A 16,320-nucleotide genomic window follows, 5' to 3' on the forward strand; every position below is an offset into this window, starting at 1 on the left:
CCCCGCCGCCGTTTCATCGTGCCGCCGCCACGGTGATCCGCTTCGGGATCACGCCGAAGCGGTGGAAGAGGTCGGCCGCGTGTTGCTGCTCGGCCAGGAAGTCCTCGTCCACGGCGTGCACGCCCCAGTGCCGCGTGGCCAGGGCGGCGCGCCAGGTCTCCGGGCTGCCGCCGCGGCTGCTGCGCGAGAGCAGGGAGGCGACCTCGTCCGGGTGTGCGGCGGCCCACGCCTCGGTGGCGGTGACGGCCTCGACGAAGGCCTGGGCTTCGGTGGGATGCTCGCGTACCCAGCCGCCGCGGCCGAAGAACACCGAGCGGTTGCGCACCAGGTCGTGTGTCGGCGCGACGACGCGTACGTCGGCGAGCCGGCGCAGGCCGCTGTAGGCCGGGTCGACCACGAGCCAGGCGTCGGTCCCGGCGGCCAGGAAGTCCTCGCCGCGGGCGGTCGCCGGGACGTCCACGATCGTCACGTCGTCCCAGGCGAGGCCCGCCCGGTCGACCGCCACGGCCAGCGCGTGCGTCTGCCAGGACCCCACGGTGAAGGCGATGCTCCGTCCCCGCAGGCCGGCCAGATCGCGGATCGGCGAGTCCGCCGGCACGACGATGCCTCCCGGGTCCGGGTGGGGTGCGGAAGCGGCCAGGTAGACGACGTCCAAGTCCTGCGCCTGGGCCACGATCGGTGGCGTGGACCCGGTCGCGCCCACGTCGATCGTCTCCTCGACGAGGAGCGTGGTGGTGCGGCGCCCGTCGTCGTAGCGGACGAACCGGACCTCCCCGCGCGTCCGGCGCAGCGGTTCCTGCAGTGCCTCCACGTGGCTCAGGATCCAGGTGGCCAGGTTGTTGGGGTGGGTACCGATGGTGATGCTCAAGAGATGACCTCCGTCGTCTCGGGGGAGAGATAGGCGTCCGATGCGGCGAGCGGATCCGGATCGATCCATTCGCCGATCTCGAAGTCGCGGGGGATCACGCCGTGGCGCAGCAGGAAGCGCTTCTGGTCGTCGAGATGATCGATCCATTCGGGCACGAGCTCGGGTTCGAGGCGGTGGTGCAGCGCGCCGCCGTAGGCGCGGGCGACGCCGGCGAGGGTGGAGCCGGTCTCGGCGGCGACGATCCGCGCGGTGTCGTGTGGATGGGTGGCGGCCCATCGCGCCGCTTGGCGCAGCGCCCCGATGTAGCGGGCGACGACGTCGGGACGGCGGGCCAGGAGGTCCTCGCTGACCGTCAGCGTCCGCGGGGTGCCGTTGTTGACCTGCAGCCGCGGATCTTCCGTATCGGTGAGGTCGTGGAGGCACACGAGGCCGTCGCGGGCGATCACATCGGCCCCGGGGGCGCCCTTCACGTACGCGACGTCGCCGAGACCCGCGTGCAGTGCGGTGACGGTGGCGCGGTAGAAGCCGTCGGCGCCGACATCCCGGGTCCCCGGCAGCGGGGCGGGGGCGTCGACGAGCCGCACGTCGTCCAGCGACAGGCCCGCGTGCCGCAGGGCGGCCTCGAACCCGCGCAGGGCCATGGCCCGGAAGAAGTCCACGCGTTCACCGCCGTGCGTGGGCAGGATCAGGCGCCGCCCTTTCAGGTCGTCGAGGCCGGTGACGCCCGTGCCAGGGCGGGTGACGATCGCCTGCAGTTCGGGGACCCAGGTCAGGCCGACGAGGCGGGTGCGTTCCCCGCGCGAGCGTGCCCACAACGCCGGCACGTTGCCGCCCTCGCGGAACAGGGCCGGGAGCCGGTGGTCGAAGTGCGCCTCGTCCAAGCCCGCCTGTTGTATCGGGGCCACGGCGAGCCCGGCGGCCGACAGCGAGGCGGCCAGGCGGCCGGTGTCCAGCGCGATCCCGGAGGCGGTCGGCACGGGGCAGCGCGTGTACCAGATCGTGGTCTCATCGGTCATCTCGGCTCCCTGCCGGGGTCTGGGGGCGGGCCAGGCGGCCCAGGAAGGCTCGGGTACGCGTGTGGCGGGGGTCCGTAAGGACGGACTGCGGGGGGCCGAGTTCGAGGATGCGGCCCTGGTCGACGAACGCGACCCGGTCGGCGACATCCCGGGCGAAGGCCAGTTCGTGGGTCACGACGAGCATCGTCATGCCACGGCCCGCGAGGGTCTGGATCGTGTTCAGGACCTCGGCGACCAGTTCCGGGTCCAGGGCGCTGGTCGGCTCGTCGAACAGCATGACCTTCGGCCGCATCGCAAGCGCCCGCGCGATCGCGACCCGCTGCTGCTGGCCGCCGGACAGCTGGCGCGGGTAGCTGTCCTCCCTGCCCGCGAGGCCGACCTGGGCCAGCAGCTCTCGGGCCTCCCGGGCCGCCTCGGCCCGGGACAGGCCGCGTACGGAGGTCGGCGCCTCCACCACGTTCTCCAGGGCCGTGAGGTTGGTGAAGAGGTTGAAGCTCTGGAACACCATGCCGATGCCCGCGCGCTGGCGGCGGATGCGCCGCTCGGGAAGGGCACGCAATCGGCGGCCGGGGCCGGCGGGATGGTGGCCGATCAGCTCGCCGTCCACCTCGACGAATCCTGCGTCGGGCACTTCGAGGTGGTCGACGCAGCGCAGCAGTGTGCTCTTGCCCGACCCCGATGCCCCGATGAGGCAGACCACCTCGCCGCGCGCGACCTCCAGATCCACTCCGCGCAGCACGGGTGTGCCGGCATAGCTCTTGTGCAGGTCGACCAGGCGGATCATGGGATGCTCGCTCATCGGCTCCTCCATGCGGTCCGCGCCCCATGCCCGAGCGTGCGCAGCCGCCGCCACGGCGACGGCGACGGCTCGCGCCGCGCCCCCCGCGCGAAGTGACGCTCCACGTGGTACTGCGCGGCCGACAGCAGTGAGGTCACGATGAGGTACCACGCGGTGGCCACCGTGAGCAGCGGCACGATGGCGTAGGTGCGGTTGTAGATGAACTGCACGGAATAGAGCAGGTCGTTCACCGCGATCACGCTCACCATCGAGGTGCCTTTGAGCGTGCCGATGAGCAGGTTGCCGGTCGCTGGGACGATGCCGCGCATCGCCTGCGGCAGCACGACCCGGCGGAAGATCCGTGATCGGCTCAGTCCGAGCGCCGTGCCGGCCTCGACCTGGCCCGGATCGACCGCGAGGATGCCGCCGCGGATGATCTCGCCGGCGTGCGCGGCCTCGTGCAGCGTGAGCCCGAGCCCGGCCGCGGTCGTGGCGCTGATCAGGTCGTTGGCGCTGCCCGAGATCAGCGTCGGCCCGCCGGGGATCCCGAGGGACAGAGTGGGATACAGGTAGCCGATGTTGAACCAGAACAGGAGTTGCACCAGGACAGGCACCGACCGGAAGAACCAGACGTACGCCACGCCGATCATCCGCAGGACGGGGTTGGCCGACAGCCGCATGGCGGCCACGCCGATGCCCGCGAGGAACCCCAGTGTCGTCACGAGCAGGGTGAGCCATACGGTCAGCCACAGCCCTTCCAGCACCGGTGTGGCCAGGAGGTACTCCGCGACGACGTCCCACTGCATGGCGCGGTTGTGCGCCAGGGAGTAGCCGCCCGCTCCGACGATCGCCAGGGCGAGCGCACCGGCGGCCCACCGCCAGGGGTGGGCCCTGCCCGCCGGTATGGGGGTGTCCGGACGGGGCACTCCGGGCGCGAGACCGGTCCCGGGAGCGGACCCGGCCAGTCCGGCGCGGGTCCGCGGTCTGGGCCGGGCCTGTTCGGGCACGGTGTCTGGCATGGTCTCCGGCACTGCGGCCGCGGGTTCGAGCGGGATGTCGCGGGCGCTCATCGCGGTGTCTCCTGCGACGAGGCGTGGCGCGACGCCTCCGGTTCCCCCGCGGGCGTCGCGGAGGTGATGTGCCGGGCGTTCGCCGGGTCCTCCGGCGCGCCGACGATGAGACAGGTCACCCTGGCCGTGCACACCTGTTCGCCGGCGTCGTCGGTGATGACCACGTCGTAGCTCGCCACCCGCCGCCCCAGGCGGATGGCGGTGGCCAGCGCGGTGACGCTCCCGGAGCGGACCGCGCGGTGGTGGCTGGCGTTGAGCTCAAGCCCGACGGCGCTCGCGCCGAGCGCGGCGGCGTGCAGGTTCGCGGCCAGTGACGCGGTGCTCTCGGCGAGCATGCACGAGGCGCCTCCGGCGAGCAGCCCGCTGGGCTGCCGGTTGCCGCGCACGGGCATTCGAGCGGTGACGCGGGAGGGCGTGGCGGACAGCACCTCGATGCCGAGCCTGTCGCGCAGCAGCGGTTCGCCGAGCGCGGGAGGTGTGCTCACTGCGCGCTCACCGCCTTCTCCAGGGCCAGGCTCCGCACCGTCTCGGCCGCGAAGGTGAGCTCGCCGTCGGTGGTGAAGGGGCCGCAGGACAGGCGTACGGCGCCGATCTCGGGGATGCCCCGCGTGGCGATCCGGCGGGCGCCCAGCGCGGCGGCGACGGCGAGCGGGTCGGCGCCGGGCAGCCGGAAGGCCACCAGGCCGGCGTGCCGGGCCGGTGTCAGCACCGGCACGCCGGGGATGGCGGCCAGCTGGGCGCGCGCCAGTTCGGCGCCCCGCCGCACGGCCTCGACGAGGCGTTCGTGACCGTGCTCCACGCGCCACCGCACGGCGGCGCGCAGCCCGGCCCAGAGCATCGCCGACTTCGCGCCCGGCTCGAAGGCGGAGGCGGGACGGCGGTCCGCCGCACGGGTGACGACCAGGGCTCCGGTGCCTTCGGGACCCAGGAGCCACTTCTGCCCGGGGAAGGCGTAGAAGTCGGCGCCCAGGGCGTGGACGTCGACGTCCAGCGCGCCGGCCGCCTGAGCGCCGTCGACCAGCACCAGCGCTCCTCGCGCCCGCGCCGCCGCCGCGATGCGCCCGATCGGCAGCACAACTCCGGCCCCGTAAGTGACGTGGGAGACGACGACGAGCCGGGCTCCCCGGGTCGCGGTGACCAGGGCCTCCGCGATCTCCTCCGGGGTCTGGCCGGCCGGCCCGGCCACCACGAGATCCAGGTCGTACCGGCGTGCGGTGGCGCGTGCGGCCTCCAGGACGTCCGGGTGCTCCAGAGGGGACGTCACGAGCCGGTCGCCGCGCGACCACGGCATCGCGGCCAGGACGCGCTCGATGCCGTCGGTCGTGCCGCCGGTCAGGGCGACCTCCCCGGCGTCGGCGCGCACGAGGCCGGCCAGCAGGGCGCGCGCCTCCTCGAATCCCTCGGCGATGCGGGCGAACCGCCGGGCGGAGGCGCGCCCTCTGTCCAGGTCGGCGTCGAGGGCGTCGAGCATCGCGTCGCGCACGGCGCGGGGCAGCGGCCCGGCGGTCCCGGTGTTGAGGTAGACGAGCCTGGCAAGCGCGGGTATGCCGGCCCGCAGCGCGGTCACGTCGAGCGGGGTGACGTCAGCCATCATGGCCGCCCCCGCGGGGCGTGATCGGCGCGGATCGGTTGGACGCGCGCAGGATCTCGTCGGCGGCCTCGACGGCGCCGGTGAAGGTCACCGGGGAGCCCCAGGTGCGTAGCCGGCGCAGCCACGCGTGCGTGGCCGCCAGGGCTTCGGGCCGGTGCGCGGCGATCTTCCGGGCGAGGTCGACGGCGGTCGCGCGTTCCTGCCCCGCGGGCACCAGGCGCGCGGCCAGGCCGGCCGTGACGGCCTCCTCGGCCGACAGCCATCGCGAGGTGAGCAGCATGTCGGCGGCGAGTTGCGGCCCGACCCGCGAGTGCGCCAGCCAGGCGCCCAGGATGCCGGGCAGCCCGGCGCTGAGCTCGGGCAGGCCGAGGCGCGCCCCCGGCCCGACGAGCAGGAGGTCACAGTGCAGCGCGAGCTGCAGTGACGCGCCGGCGGCGATCCCGTGGACGGCCGCGATGGTCGGCAGGGGGTAGTCGCTCAGCGACCGCTGCAGCCCGATCATGAGCTGCTGCTGCTCGTCGCGTTCGGCGGGGGTCTGCTCGGCCAGCTCGCGTACGTCGATGCCGGCGCCGAAGGCCCGCTCGCCCGCCCCGGTCAGGACGACCGCGCGGGTGGTGCCATCGGCGGAGAGCCGCCTCAGGGCTTCGGCGAGTTCTCGGGCGAGGGCCCGGGAGATGGCGTTCAGCCGGTCGGGCCGGGCCATCTCCAGTACGGTCACGCCTTCTTCCAGAGTCTCCGATCGCAGGATGGGGGCATCGGCCGCACTCATGCGGACTCCCTGTCACCTGGATCTTGCGCGACGAGGATCGCCGTAGTGTGCTCACCGGTGCGCGGGACCCGGCGGGTGAGCGTGGTGTCGTCCCATCCGGAGAAGCGCAGCGGCGACCGGATCAGGCGGATCGGACTGCCGTCGACGTCTTCGGCGTCCAGGACGGCCCCCCGCGCACCGTCGCCGGCCACCTCCGCGTAGGTGCGGATCCGGCCGGCGGTCAGGCCCGCGGCGGTGAACAGGCCGAGCCAGTGCTCGACCGGGTGCTCCAGCAGCACTTCTTCGATCGTGGCGGTCAGCGCCTCCCGGTGGGCGACGCGGGCGTCCACCGTGACGAAGCGCGGGTCCCGCCGCCACTGCGGGCGTCCCAGCAGATCGCACAGCCTCGCCCAGTGCTCCGGCAGGTGGGCGGACAGCACGAGCGAGCCGTCCGCGGCCCGGAAGACGTCGGCGGGCGCCGCGTACGGCGCGCGGTTGCCGGCCCGCTCGGGCTCCACCCCGGACTCCAGGTACTCGGCCAGCGGCTGGGCCTGCAGATGCAGCCCGACATCCAGCATCGACACGGTCACCTCACCGGGGTCGGTCCCGCGCTCGCGGCCCAGCAGAGCGCCGACGACTCCCAGGGCGAGCACGTACGCGGAGGCCGCGTCGATGATGGGTACCCCGACTTTGGTCGGGGACCCGTCCGGCTCGCCGGTGACGGACATGAGCCCGGATTCGGCCTGGAGCACGATGTCGACCCCGCCACGGTCGCGCCCGGGCCCGGACTCGCCGAAGGCCGACAGCCGCGCCACCACGAGCCGGGGATTGCGGGCGCGCAGCTCCCGCGCCCCCAGCCCCAGCCGTTCCATGACGCCCGGGCGGAAGGAGGAGATCACCGCGTCCGCGCGATCGCACAGGCGCAGGGCCGCCGACCGGCCTTCAGGATCCTTGAGGTCCAGGGCGACGGAGCGTTTGTGCACGTTGTACGCGGCGAAGGAGGGCGCGGTCAGGCTGGGAGCGACCCGCCGGGAGCGGGCACCGCGCATCGGGTCGCCCGTGGCGTCCTCCACCTTGATCACGTCCGCTCCCATCGCGGCGAGCAGGTCGCCCGCGCACGGGCCGGCGATCAATCGGGTGAAGTCGACGATCACGCACCCTGACAGGGGACCGGAGGGGGCGCTCAACCCCCGAACCCCGTTCCGAGATGGCCGATGTTGACCCCGGGCTCGAGTTCGTTGCCCGACAGACCCCAGTGCGCGAACGCCTTGTCGTAGTAGCCGTCCGCGTGCAGCTTGCGCAGGGCGCCGAGCACCGCGTCGCGCAGGCCGTCCGCGCCCTTGGGAACGGTCCAGCCGAGGACGAGCGTGCCGGCCTCGGGGAGTTGGACGGCGTCGACGGGCTTGCCCTGCGACTGGTCCCACACCACGTTGAAGTCGCTGCCCACGTACGTGTCGATCCGGCCCGAGACCAGCGCGAGCTGCATCGACGGGATGTCCTCGAAACTCGACAGGACCGGGTCGGCCTTGCCGCCCTTCCGGCAGACGCCCTGCAGGATCGCCAGCACCGAGAACGAGCCCTTGACCTCGCCGAACCTCTTGCCGCACACGTCGGCGGCCGAGGCGATGGCGGCGGGGTCGCCCCTCTTGACCATCAGCACGTTGCGCGACAGCAGCGTGTCGATGAAGTCGTACTTCGCCTGCCGCTCCTTGGTGTCGCCGTTGGTCGAGGTGGTCAGGTCGATCCGCTTGGAGTCGAGGGCGAGCAACTGGGCCGCCGTGCTCGGATAGTTCTGCGACTCGAACCTCACGCCGAGAAGCTGCTCGACGGCGTTGACGAGGTCGGCGTTGAGCCCTTTGACCTCATTGGAGTTCTCGCCCGGGAAGTTGATCGGAGGAAGGCCGACACTCGTGGCGGTCCGCACCACACCGGAGTCGAGCACGCTCTTCGGCAGCTTGGCGCGCAGGTCGTCAGCGGGTGTGTAGTGGGGGGCGAGTTGCGCCTGAGTGGCCAGGCTCGTCGTCTGACTCGACGGGGTGGCCGCCTTTCCGGCACCGGTCTGACCGGCGTTCGCCGAGGTCTCACTTGACCCGCAGGCGGTCAGGCCGGCGAGTCCGAAGGAGACGAGCCCGATGATCAGACGGCGGCGGACGCGCGGCGTCACTGACATGGAGGAGCGCACAGCGATCTTCTTTCAAAAGCAGGTAAAACCTATAGTTAATAGGGGGAATCCCAATATAAAGGGCCTTGATATTGCCGCGCCATCCCGTCTCACGATGTGGATGGCGACACGCGCCACCAGCGGGGACGGGTCTGCTCCCGGTGTCCGGGGGCCGGCCGGTCCGCCCGCGAGGTGGTGTTCAAGGCCGACCCGGCATCGCCCACCAGACCGAGCTGCACTGCGATCCGGTCACTTGTAGGGGTCAGCTGTCGCCTAGGTCAACGAGGGGGCCGGTCCGGCGGAGTGGAGCGTGGCGACCACGCGGAGACGAAGGTAAGGAGCATCACCTGCTGGTGGCGGCGGTGATCTCAATCCTTCGCGCGATCGTGAAGAGTTCGGCGACTGTGACGCGGGACGGGAAGCGCTCAACGACCCGGTGGTGCACGTGCTGGCGGTGGGCCACCTCGGCCAGTTGCGTGAAGGCGGTCATGTCGAGCTGCCCCTGTGAAGCGAAGCACCTGAGCGCTGCTTCTTTGGCTTCGAGGAGTTCCCGGGTGCCCATGAAGATCTCGTTGGGTTCGAGGCCGACACTGTAGGGAGAGCGAAAGTAGCTCAAGTTCGCGGCTTCGCGTAGGGCGACGGCGGTGACCTCCTGGGCGGTGGCGACGTGGTCGAGGCGCTGGTCGCTCGGGTAGTGGGTGTAGACGATGTCGGGCCTGTCCTGTCGGAAGACGCGGAAGAGTTCGCCGTTGATGTCGCCGCGGTGATCGGTGAAACGGCTGTCGGGGATGGCCGAGAAGGTGTAGTCAGCGACGCCAAGGAGCGCTCCGGCAGCCAGGCACTCCTGGCGGCGCACGTCCTGACCACCGGGATCGGGTCTGCCGGTGGTCAGGACGTGGACGCGGACGCGGGCGTCGTTCTGCGCGTAGGCGAGCATTCGCATGCCCATCGCGATCTCGGCGTCGTCGGGGTGGGCGACCACGATGAGGACGTTCATCTCGGCTCCTTGGGAGTGCTGATCACCAGGGCGCTGCGCAGCAGGCGGCCGTCGATGCCCTGCCAGCGGAACGGGGCGTCGGTGGTGGCGGGCCACTGGAGGTAGTGCAGGCTGCCGACGACGTCGGGTTCCTGGTCTTCTCGGGTGTAGGCGATCTTGGAGGTCTGGCCGCCGTCGAGGTGGAAGACCTGGGCGGGGTCCATCCCGGATTGGGCGCACAGGTCGGCGGTCTCCTGGGGGGTGGTGCCCTGGAAGGTGCTGGTCAGGGGTGCGCCGTCGAGGACCTGGAGGTGGAGGCGGTTGCCGCGGAGGGCCAGCAGGGTGCGGGCGTAGCGGGCGGTCACCCGGAACGGGGAGGTGCCCAGGCTCAGGTCCCAGGCGCGGGTGCGGCCGGCGGCGGCGTCCGCGGCGGACGGGCCGAGGGATAGCGCAGATTCCACGTCGCGGGTGTGAAGGGTGTCGATGCTGGTCACGTGGACGGGTGCGCCGACGGTGAGGTGGGCGGGCCAGGGGCGGTGTGCACGCAGGACGAAGGCTCCGGTGAACAGGTCCGCGCCTCCGCCGGGGCGCAGGGCGGTGATCCGCAGCCCAGTCGCCGTCGGGCTGACGGTGCAGTCGAGGCCGTCGGGGGTGCGGGAGGTGGTGTTGGTGGCGGGGTCGACGTCGCGGAGGAATCCGGTGCGGGGTTCGTCGCGGTAGCGGACGTGGCAGTTGGCGGCGCCGAAGATGGTGAGGTGGCCGGGTCGGTGGCCCGGCTGGGGGTCTTTGGAACCGGTCCAGATGTGCGTGCGGCCCGTGATGGTCAGGGTGCCGGTGGCGGCGAGGGTGCGCACCAGCGGTCGCCCCTGGTAGATAAGGAGGGCGGGTTTGGTGATGGTGGGCAGACTGGCGACCCGGCCGTCGCGGACGGCGAGGTCGAGGCAGGGCTCGGCCGGCTGGTAGGCGGGGTCGTCGGAGATGTAGGAGAAGGAGCCACTGACCGCGGCGACCGCGTCACCGTGGACGAGGTCGCGCAGGTGGAATCCGGCCGGGGAACTGGCGGCCCGGCATCGGGCCCGGTCGAGGTCGACGGTGAGGGTGAAGGCGTTGGTGAAGCAGCCGTCGCCCAGCTCCACCATCCGGGCGGTGAGGGCTACGCCCGGTGCGGGGTTCCGGCTCCAGAGGGTGGTGCGCCGGGCGAAGGGGGTCTGGTCGCGGGCCAGGGCCTGGATGTCGGCGACCTGGATGCCGCGGGCGCGCAGCACGGCGATCGCGAACTGGTCCTCCTTGTCGGGTGCCTGGGTGGCGGGGGCCTTCACGCAGGGGCCTTTCCGGCGGCGCGCAGCAGGTCCGGCACGGTGAAGGATCCGGTGTCCAGCAGGCGTACGACCCGGTCGCGGTAGTGCTCGCCGACTGCTGCGGGTGCGGTGGGTGGGTAGGGCACGACGTGGGTGGCCAGCCGGTAGAGGACCACCCCGGCGGTGACCGTGGCTAGCAGCGGGTCCTGCTGCCAGGGCCTGGCCGGTGCGGGTCCGGCGTAGGCGTCGAGCAGCGCGGCGGTCAGGGAGTGAACTTCGGCCGGTTGGCGCAGGTGGTGCAGGAGGAGGTGCGCGAGGAGGTAGGCAACGTCGTACAGGGGGGCGTTGTAGTGGACGTTGTCGAGGTCGACGAAGGCCACGCGGCCGTGGGCGAGGCTGAGGTTCTTCGGTGCGATGTCGCCGAGGACGAGCTGCTGGCCAGGCAGCGCGACCAGGTTCGTGCAGGCGTCGAGCAACGCCGGGTGACCGGTGGGGCGCAGGCAGAAGTCGAAGGTGAGCTCGCGGAACCGGTCGTCGCCGCCTCGGGTGCGGATCGGGGTGCGGACTGTGGCGGTGGCGTGGTGGACGCGGGCCAGGGCGCGGCCGAGGCGGGCGACCTCAGTGGGGGTGGCCGGTCGCTGGTCCAGGTGCTGGCGCCAGGTTCGGCCGTCGGGGAAGACGTCGGTCATCACCAGGGCGTGCGCGTGGCGCAGGAACGCGAGGACCCGCGGGAAGAGGTCGGGCAACGCCTGGCCGTAGAGCACGAGGGCACGGTGTTCGTCGGCGATCAGTTTCGGGTCGGTCGCGATCTCGGGGATGCCCGAGAAGCGGTTGCCGCGGATCTTGAGGATCACGCTGGCCCGCTCGCCGTGGACGCGGAAGACGTGGCTAACGTTGCCGCCGATGCAGGGTTCGACCCGCGTGACGGGTCCGATGTGCGGGCGGCAGGCGGCGAGGACGTCTTCCAGGTGCGGGCCGAGCAGATCGGCGGGGCCGGGTGCGGGGAGGGCGTTGGTCACCGTGCTGCCTCCAGCGGGACGAGGTGGCGCTCCGCGCTGGTAGGGGCGGCGCGGAAGTCGAGCGTCGCGGCGGTCGGGCTGCCGCTGTTGAACCGGTGAGCCATCGATAGGTACGCACCGGCCATCAGCTGGGCGGGGCGGCGGTGGGTGGGCAGGTCGGAGGCCAACTGCTGCTGAGGGAGTTGCCCGGCGAGGTAGTGAAGGAACTCGGCCACCGCGCGGCCGCGGGACGACCTCTGGGTGGGCAGTGCCGCCTCGGGGCCGGAGCCCTGGGTCAGGCCGGCGAAGTCGAAGGTGGTGTGCCGGTCCCAGTCGGGGCGCAGCCGGTTGTTGCGGAAGACGTGGACGGTGACGTGGTCCGCGCCGCCGACCGTCGCCGGGTCGATGCCGGGTTCGTCATCGTGGAGCGTCTGCAGGCAGTGGAAGTGGAGGGCCTGGAAGGGGCCCTGCTGGATGATGTGGGTCTCCTGCCCGATGCGGCCATTGCCCTTGTAGAGGCATGCCAGTGCCGGTTCGAGTTTGCCGCGCTGGGAGAAGGTGTGGTGCGCGAGGTTGATGCTGCCCAGGGTCATCATCCGCCCGCCGCTGCGGTAGGCCATCGACAAGAAGACGTCCATCTCCCCGAACGCCTCTGTCAGCTGCTGGAGTTCGCTGTGGCCGTAGGGGTTGCGCTCGGCGAAGCCGGGGAACAGCCGCTCATGGTCGGCCACGGTGAGCTGGGCGAGGGTGTCGGCCGGGCGGGCGACGTGCGCGTGGATCTCCACCTTGTCCAGCTCCTTGCCAGGCCGCTCGCCTGCGGCGAGCAGCCACGGCACGATGTCGAACTCGTGGTAACCAGAGTGCGCTGCCTTCCCGTACCCGCGGTCAAAGCCGTGGTAGCCGAGGTTCACCAGTTCGTCCGGCAGGCGCCACTGCCCGTCGCCGTGGCTCGACTGGATGGAGGTGACCGGGCAGTTCGTCTCCTCGGCGACCTCGGCGATCAGGTCCCGCATCCGCTGGAACGCCGGATGGTAGCGGCGCTGGCTCATCACGCTCACCACTACGGCCGGGTCGCGATGGCGCGCCTGCCGGTAGGCGTCCATGAGCGTGTCGAAGTCCTCCGCGATCGCCGACGCGGCCACGGGATCCACCGACGCGCCGACGTGCACGCTCAGCGGCTTGTCCAGCAGCACGCTCAGGCCCCGCTCCAGCGCCCACAGGGCGTAGGGGAGGTGGACCGACGGCTCGGTTGCCACGATGACGGCACCGATCCGCTCGCGGACCACCACCCTGTCCAGGACGCTGCGCACCGCGGCGGGTAGCACCTGCCAGGTGGCGGGGAAGGGCTCCACGCCGACCATCGGCAGCAGGCGGGGGCGGCCCGGCGGCCCGTAGGACACCGGCTGTTGCGCCACGGCGGGCAGGTCGACGCCGGTCACCGTGCCGGTCAGGCCCGCGTCCTGGCCGGCCGCGAGCGCGGGGAGGTGGTTGAGGCGGGCGTGCGGGCCGACGCCGACCACCAGCAGGTTTGTCGTCACCGCTGCTCCGCCTGCTCGAGGTGCGCGAGCCGGGGCAGGACGCCTTCGCCGACCCAGTACGTCTCCTCCAGGTGCGGGAAGCCGGACAGGATGAACTCGTCGATGCCCAGCGCCGCGTACTCGGCGATGCGGTCAGCGACCTCCTGGTGGGAGCCGACCAGCGCGGTGCCTGCGCCGCCGCGCAGCAGGCCCACCCCGGCCCACACGTTGGGGTAGACCTCCAGGTCGGACATCCGCGCGCTTTCGCGGTAGCCGGCGTGCAGACTCCTCATCCGGGTCTGGCCGGTGGACTGGCTGGCGGCCAGCGTCGTCTGGACGCGGGCGACGTGCTCGCGGTCCACCCCGGCCAGCAGCCGCTCGGCCGCCTCCCACGCCTGCGCGGAGGTGTCCCGGGCCACGACGTGGAATCGGATGCCGAACCGCAGGGTGCGGCCCTGAGCGGCGGCGAGGGCGCGGATCCAGTCCATCTTCTGCGCGACCTGCTCGGGCGGCTCGCCCCAGGTGAGGTAGGTGTCCACGTGCTGGGCCGCGACCAGGCCCGCCTCCGCGGAGGAACCGCCGAAGTACAGCTGGGGTATCGGGTCCGGGGGCGCCAGGACGGTGGCGGCGCGCACGTCGTAGTGCTCGCCCTTGAAGGTGAACGGTGCGCCGGACCAGGCCCCGCGCAGCACGGTGAGGAACTCACCGGTACGCTCGTACCGCCCGGCCTTGGTCAGGTGGTCGCCGAAGCGGGCCTGCTCGTCAGCCTCGCCGCCTGTGACGACGTTCAGCAGCAGCCGGCCGCGGGAGATCCGCTGGAACGTGGCGGCCATCTGCGCGGCCAGCGTGGGAGAGATGAAGCCGGGCCGGAACGCGACCAGGAACTTCAGCCGCTCGGTCTCCTGGGCGAGCGCGGTGCAGGTCAGCCAGGCGTCCTCGCACCAGGTGCCTGTCGGGGTGAGGATCGCGTCGAATCCCATGTGCTCGGCGGCCTGGGCGATCTGGGTCAGGTAGCGGATGTCGGGGGCGCGGAACCGGTCGGCGCCGGGGTTGGCGGCCAGGTCCGCGTCGTGGCCCGGTCCGTGGGTGCCGCGCGTGCCGACCATCAGGGAGCGGCCGTCGCTGGCCGTGGGCAGGAACCAGTGGAATTTCGTCACAGCATGTCTCCAGGGGTCAGTTCGAATTGAAGTCGCCGCTGGCGCGGGACCGCAGGCGGGCAAGGACTTGCTCGGAAACCTCGACGGTGCCGGCCGCCAGGGCGGCGGCGGCACGGGCCCGGCCGTGCTCGCCGGGAAGGCGCAGCGCGCCGCCGTCGGCGTTCCGGGCGGCGCGCAACTGCTCGACAAGGTGGCTGTTGGCGGCGGCGGCCTGGCCGTCGGGGTTGGCGAAGGCAGGGTCGAGGGCGATGAAGGTGTAGCCGGTGGTCCAGGTGTCAGCCACCTCGCTGCTCATCGGGAAGCCGAACAGGGAGCCGGTGAAGGCTTGCAGGAGCAGGGAGACCGCGTAGCCGCGGTGCTCACCGAAGACGACCGCCGAGACGGCGCGGTCGGGGTCGTCCGTGAGCCTGCCGTCGGCGTCCGCGAAGCACCCATCCGGCAGCGGCTGCCCGGCACATCGGCACTCCCACAGCACGCCCATCGGCGCCAGCGTGGTGGACATGTCCGCTGACAGCGGCTCGCCGAGCGTCGGCAGGGCGAAGGCCAGGGGGTTAACGCCCAGCACCGGCGTCCGGCCGCCCGCGACAACGGCTTCGGCCCGGGAGGTGTTCGTGGCGATGCCCAGCAGGCCGTGCCGGGCGATCTCCTCGCTCCAGGCGGAGAGGATGCCGTACCGCTGGGTGTTGATCACCCCGACGAAGCCCGCACCGTGCCGGGCGGCCCTGTCCAGAGCGACTTGGACGGCGAATGCGGCGCTTAGCGGCCCGATCTCACGGTGCGCGTCGATGACCGCGAAAACGCCGCGCTCCCGCACCACCTCCGGCGGCGCCTGGCGCTCGCGGAAGAACCGCGACTCGAAGCAGAACTTCGCCACGCCGTGCGACGTCTTGCCGCGCAGCTCCCCGGCCAGGTAGTGCTCCACCACCAGGGCGATCTCCTGCTCCGGGACGTCGGCGGCGCGGCAGGCGGCGGACATGAGCGCCCTCAACTTCTCGATCGCCACGCGCACGGCTACCGCCCTCCCGGGTTCTGCTCGGGCCGCGCCAGCGGCGGCCAGGTGAAGTCTGCTGTCCAGCAACGGCGTTGAGGCACGGGTCTCCCTCGGGGCGGGTCAACGGGGTGAGCGTGGCGGCCTTTGGGCACCGGAAAGCGTGGTCGCCGGATGGCTCATGAGCCGCTGCGGTAGCAGAGCCACCGCTGCGCGTGGAGCCGCTGCCGCTGCCGCTCCGCTCTCCGCGGCTCGGGGCAGTTGGCTGCCTGCTCGGCGCGGCGGCGGGCCAGGGCCGTGACGAAGGTGTCGACGGCCGCCTTCCCGGCGGCCGACCACTCGGGAAAGGTGCGCTTCGCCCGGCTCTCCGCCTCGGCAGGGGCGAAACCCGCGCCGATGAGCGAGGCCAGCAGGAGGCCGACGTTGAGCCAGGTCGCTCCCCTGGCGGGCAGCGCCCAGTCCACCAGGATCGCGCCGCCCTCGCCGATCAGGATGTTGCCCGCGTTCAGGTCCGAGTGGACGAGCCGGTCGCCGGTCAGCAGGCCGAGGTCCAGGTCGCCGCCGAACCGCGCCCACCGCTCCTCGACCGCAACCGAGGCGGACGTGTCGTGCTTGGCGACGCCGAGCAGCCGCCGCAGCACCCGCGCCAGCGCGTCCAGGTCGGGCGTGCCGGGCGACAGGTTCGCGTGCCGACCGTCCACGCGCTCGAACAGCAGGAACTCCCAGCCCCTGGCAGTACCGTGGTGCAGCAGCCGGGGGGAGACCCTCAGGACGCTCGGCGCGATGCGCGCCTCGTTCGCCAGGGTGAACGCGCCCCGGTGCGCCCGCGGCATCGCCTTGACGAACACCTTCCCGCCCGGGACATCGAGCATGGCCGCGAGTTGCGCGTTCCGACCGGCCGACGCGGTGACGGCGGCGTGGACCGGGCCGGTCAGGGCTTCGACGGCGCGGCGCACCTCGTCGGGTGCGCTGCCCCAGTCCACGCGCCCCGAGCCCGAAGGCGCGCAGTGCGCACCCGGGACGCTGCCGGGTATGCCGGGCTGCAGCGCCATGGCCACCCCCTTCGTGGACTTAGCGGGACGGATCGGCGGTGGCGCAACGGCGCGCCGGGCCGTGAGGTGCGGTGTGGCGGGCGGCAGCCGACTGCGTCGCCC

Annotated in this window: 16 protein-coding genes; all 16 read right to left on the reverse strand. The window is 72.5% G+C overall.

Translation table 11 applies throughout. From position 1 onward, the window contains the following. Window positions 1–13 precede the first annotated feature (13 nt). The gene (locus AB0M95_RS10735; protein WP_363761963.1) at window positions 14–868 is read right to left on the reverse strand and encodes an ABC transporter substrate-binding protein; all 855 of its coding nucleotides are present in this window, start codon (window positions 866–868) and stop codon (window positions 14–16) included. Then, on the reverse strand, window positions 865–1,884 hold the full coding sequence (locus AB0M95_RS10740) for an ABC transporter substrate-binding protein (protein WP_363761965.1): 1,020 nt from the start codon (window positions 1,882–1,884) through the stop codon (window positions 865–867). Before AB0M95_RS10740 ends, AB0M95_RS10735 begins: the two co-directional genes overlap by 4 nt. Further along, window positions 1,874–2,683: an amino acid ABC transporter ATP-binding protein gene (locus AB0M95_RS10745; RefSeq protein ID WP_363761967.1), complete on the reverse strand. Its 810-nt coding sequence runs from the start codon at window positions 2,681–2,683 to the stop codon at window positions 1,874–1,876. The genes AB0M95_RS10740 and AB0M95_RS10745 overlap by 11 nt, the downstream gene beginning before the upstream one ends. Next, complete coding sequence (locus tag AB0M95_RS10750) at window positions 2,680–3,732, reverse strand: ABC transporter permease subunit (protein ID WP_363761969.1); 1,053 nt, start codon at window positions 3,730–3,732, stop codon at window positions 2,680–2,682. The genes AB0M95_RS10745 and AB0M95_RS10750 overlap by 4 nt, the downstream gene beginning before the upstream one ends. Further along, on the reverse strand, window positions 3,729–4,217 hold the full coding sequence (locus AB0M95_RS10755) for a PaaI family thioesterase (protein ID WP_363761971.1): 489 nt from the start codon (window positions 4,215–4,217) through the stop codon (window positions 3,729–3,731). Before AB0M95_RS10755 ends, AB0M95_RS10750 begins: the two co-directional genes overlap by 4 nt. After that, window positions 4,214–5,326, reverse strand: a complete 1,113-nt coding sequence (locus AB0M95_RS10760; protein WP_363761973.1) for an aminotransferase class V-fold PLP-dependent enzyme — start codon at window positions 5,324–5,326, stop codon at window positions 4,214–4,216. The genes AB0M95_RS10755 and AB0M95_RS10760 overlap by 4 nt, the downstream gene beginning before the upstream one ends. Next, a complete protein-coding gene (locus AB0M95_RS10765) occupies window positions 5,316–6,092 on the reverse strand; it encodes an enoyl-CoA hydratase/isomerase family protein (RefSeq protein ID WP_363761975.1) in 777 nt (258 codons plus the stop codon). Before AB0M95_RS10765 ends, AB0M95_RS10760 begins: the two co-directional genes overlap by 11 nt. After that, window positions 6,089–7,225 (reverse strand): CoA transferase, encoded by a 1,137-nt coding sequence (locus tag AB0M95_RS10770; RefSeq protein WP_363761977.1) that lies wholly within the window; start codon window positions 7,223–7,225, stop codon window positions 6,089–6,091. The genes AB0M95_RS10765 and AB0M95_RS10770 overlap by 4 nt, the downstream gene beginning before the upstream one ends. Before the next feature lie 29 nt (window positions 7,226–7,254). Next, entirely contained in the window at window positions 7,255–8,253 is a 999-nt protein-coding gene (locus tag AB0M95_RS10775) for a transporter substrate-binding domain-containing protein (protein ID WP_363761979.1), read from the reverse strand. A gap of 322 nt (window positions 8,254–8,575) precedes the next feature. Continuing rightward, a complete protein-coding gene (locus AB0M95_RS10780; protein WP_363761981.1) occupies window positions 8,576–9,229 on the reverse strand; it encodes a PIG-L family deacetylase in 654 nt (217 codons plus the stop codon). Beyond that, window positions 9,226–10,527, reverse strand: coding sequence for a hypothetical protein (locus AB0M95_RS10785; RefSeq protein ID WP_363761983.1), 1,302 nt, complete (start codon window positions 10,525–10,527; stop codon window positions 9,226–9,228). Before AB0M95_RS10785 ends, AB0M95_RS10780 begins: the two co-directional genes overlap by 4 nt. Beyond that, window positions 10,524–11,525, reverse strand: coding sequence for a phosphotransferase (locus AB0M95_RS10790; protein ID WP_363761985.1), 1,002 nt, complete (start codon window positions 11,523–11,525; stop codon window positions 10,524–10,526). The genes AB0M95_RS10785 and AB0M95_RS10790 overlap by 4 nt, the downstream gene beginning before the upstream one ends. Further along, on the reverse strand, window positions 11,522–13,042 hold the full coding sequence (locus tag AB0M95_RS10795) for a Gfo/Idh/MocA family oxidoreductase (RefSeq protein ID WP_363761987.1): 1,521 nt from the start codon (window positions 13,040–13,042) through the stop codon (window positions 11,522–11,524). Before AB0M95_RS10795 ends, AB0M95_RS10790 begins: the two co-directional genes overlap by 4 nt. Beyond that, window positions 13,039–14,127, reverse strand: a complete 1,089-nt coding sequence (locus AB0M95_RS10800; protein ID WP_363762208.1) for an LLM class flavin-dependent oxidoreductase — start codon at window positions 14,125–14,127, stop codon at window positions 13,039–13,041. Before AB0M95_RS10800 ends, AB0M95_RS10795 begins: the two co-directional genes overlap by 4 nt. Window positions 14,128–14,194: 67 nt before the next feature. Beyond that, a complete protein-coding gene (locus AB0M95_RS10805; protein WP_363761989.1) occupies window positions 14,195–15,187 on the reverse strand; it encodes an Ldh family oxidoreductase in 993 nt (330 codons plus the stop codon). A gap of 158 nt (window positions 15,188–15,345) precedes the next feature. Continuing rightward, window positions 15,346–16,218 carry a hypothetical protein gene (locus AB0M95_RS10810; RefSeq protein ID WP_363761991.1) on the reverse strand — a complete coding sequence of 291 codons (873 nt, stop codon included), beginning with the start codon at window positions 16,216–16,218 and terminating at the stop codon, window positions 15,346–15,348. Window positions 16,219–16,320: the final 102 nt, after the last annotated feature.

Source organism: Sphaerisporangium sp. NPDC051017 (assembly GCF_040683095.1).
In the GTDB taxonomy this organism is placed as follows: Bacteria; Actinomycetota; Actinomycetes; order Streptosporangiales; family Streptosporangiaceae; genus Sphaerisporangium.

Bases quoted from the DNA above. Each gene is read 5' to 3' on its own strand.
- AB0M95_RS10780 (WP_363761981.1), bottom strand. From the start codon at position 9,229: ATGAACGTCCTCATCGTGGTCGCCCACCCCGACGACGCCGAGATCGCG.
- AB0M95_RS10800 (WP_363762208.1), bottom strand. From the start codon at position 14,127: ATGGTCGGCACGCGCGGCACCCACGGACCGGGCCACGACGCGGACCTG.
- AB0M95_RS10765 (WP_363761975.1), bottom strand. From the start codon at position 6,092: ATGAGTGCGGCCGATGCCCCCATCCTGCGATCGGAGACTCTGGAAGAA.
- AB0M95_RS10760 (WP_363761973.1), bottom strand. From the start codon at position 5,326: ATGATGGCTGACGTCACCCCGCTCGACGTGACCGCGCTGCGGGCCGGC.
- AB0M95_RS10740 (WP_363761965.1), bottom strand. From the start codon at position 1,884: ATGACCGATGAGACCACGATCTGGTACACGCGCTGCCCCGTGCCGACC.
- AB0M95_RS10745 (WP_363761967.1), bottom strand. From the start codon at position 2,683: ATGAGCGAGCATCCCATGATCCGCCTGGTCGACCTGCACAAGAGCTAT.
- AB0M95_RS10810 (WP_363761991.1), bottom strand. From the start codon at position 16,218: ATGGCGCTGCAGCCCGGCATACCCGGCAGCGTCCCGGGTGCGCACTGC.
- AB0M95_RS10750 (WP_363761969.1), bottom strand. From the start codon at position 3,732: ATGAGCGCCCGCGACATCCCGCTCGAACCCGCGGCCGCAGTGCCGGAG.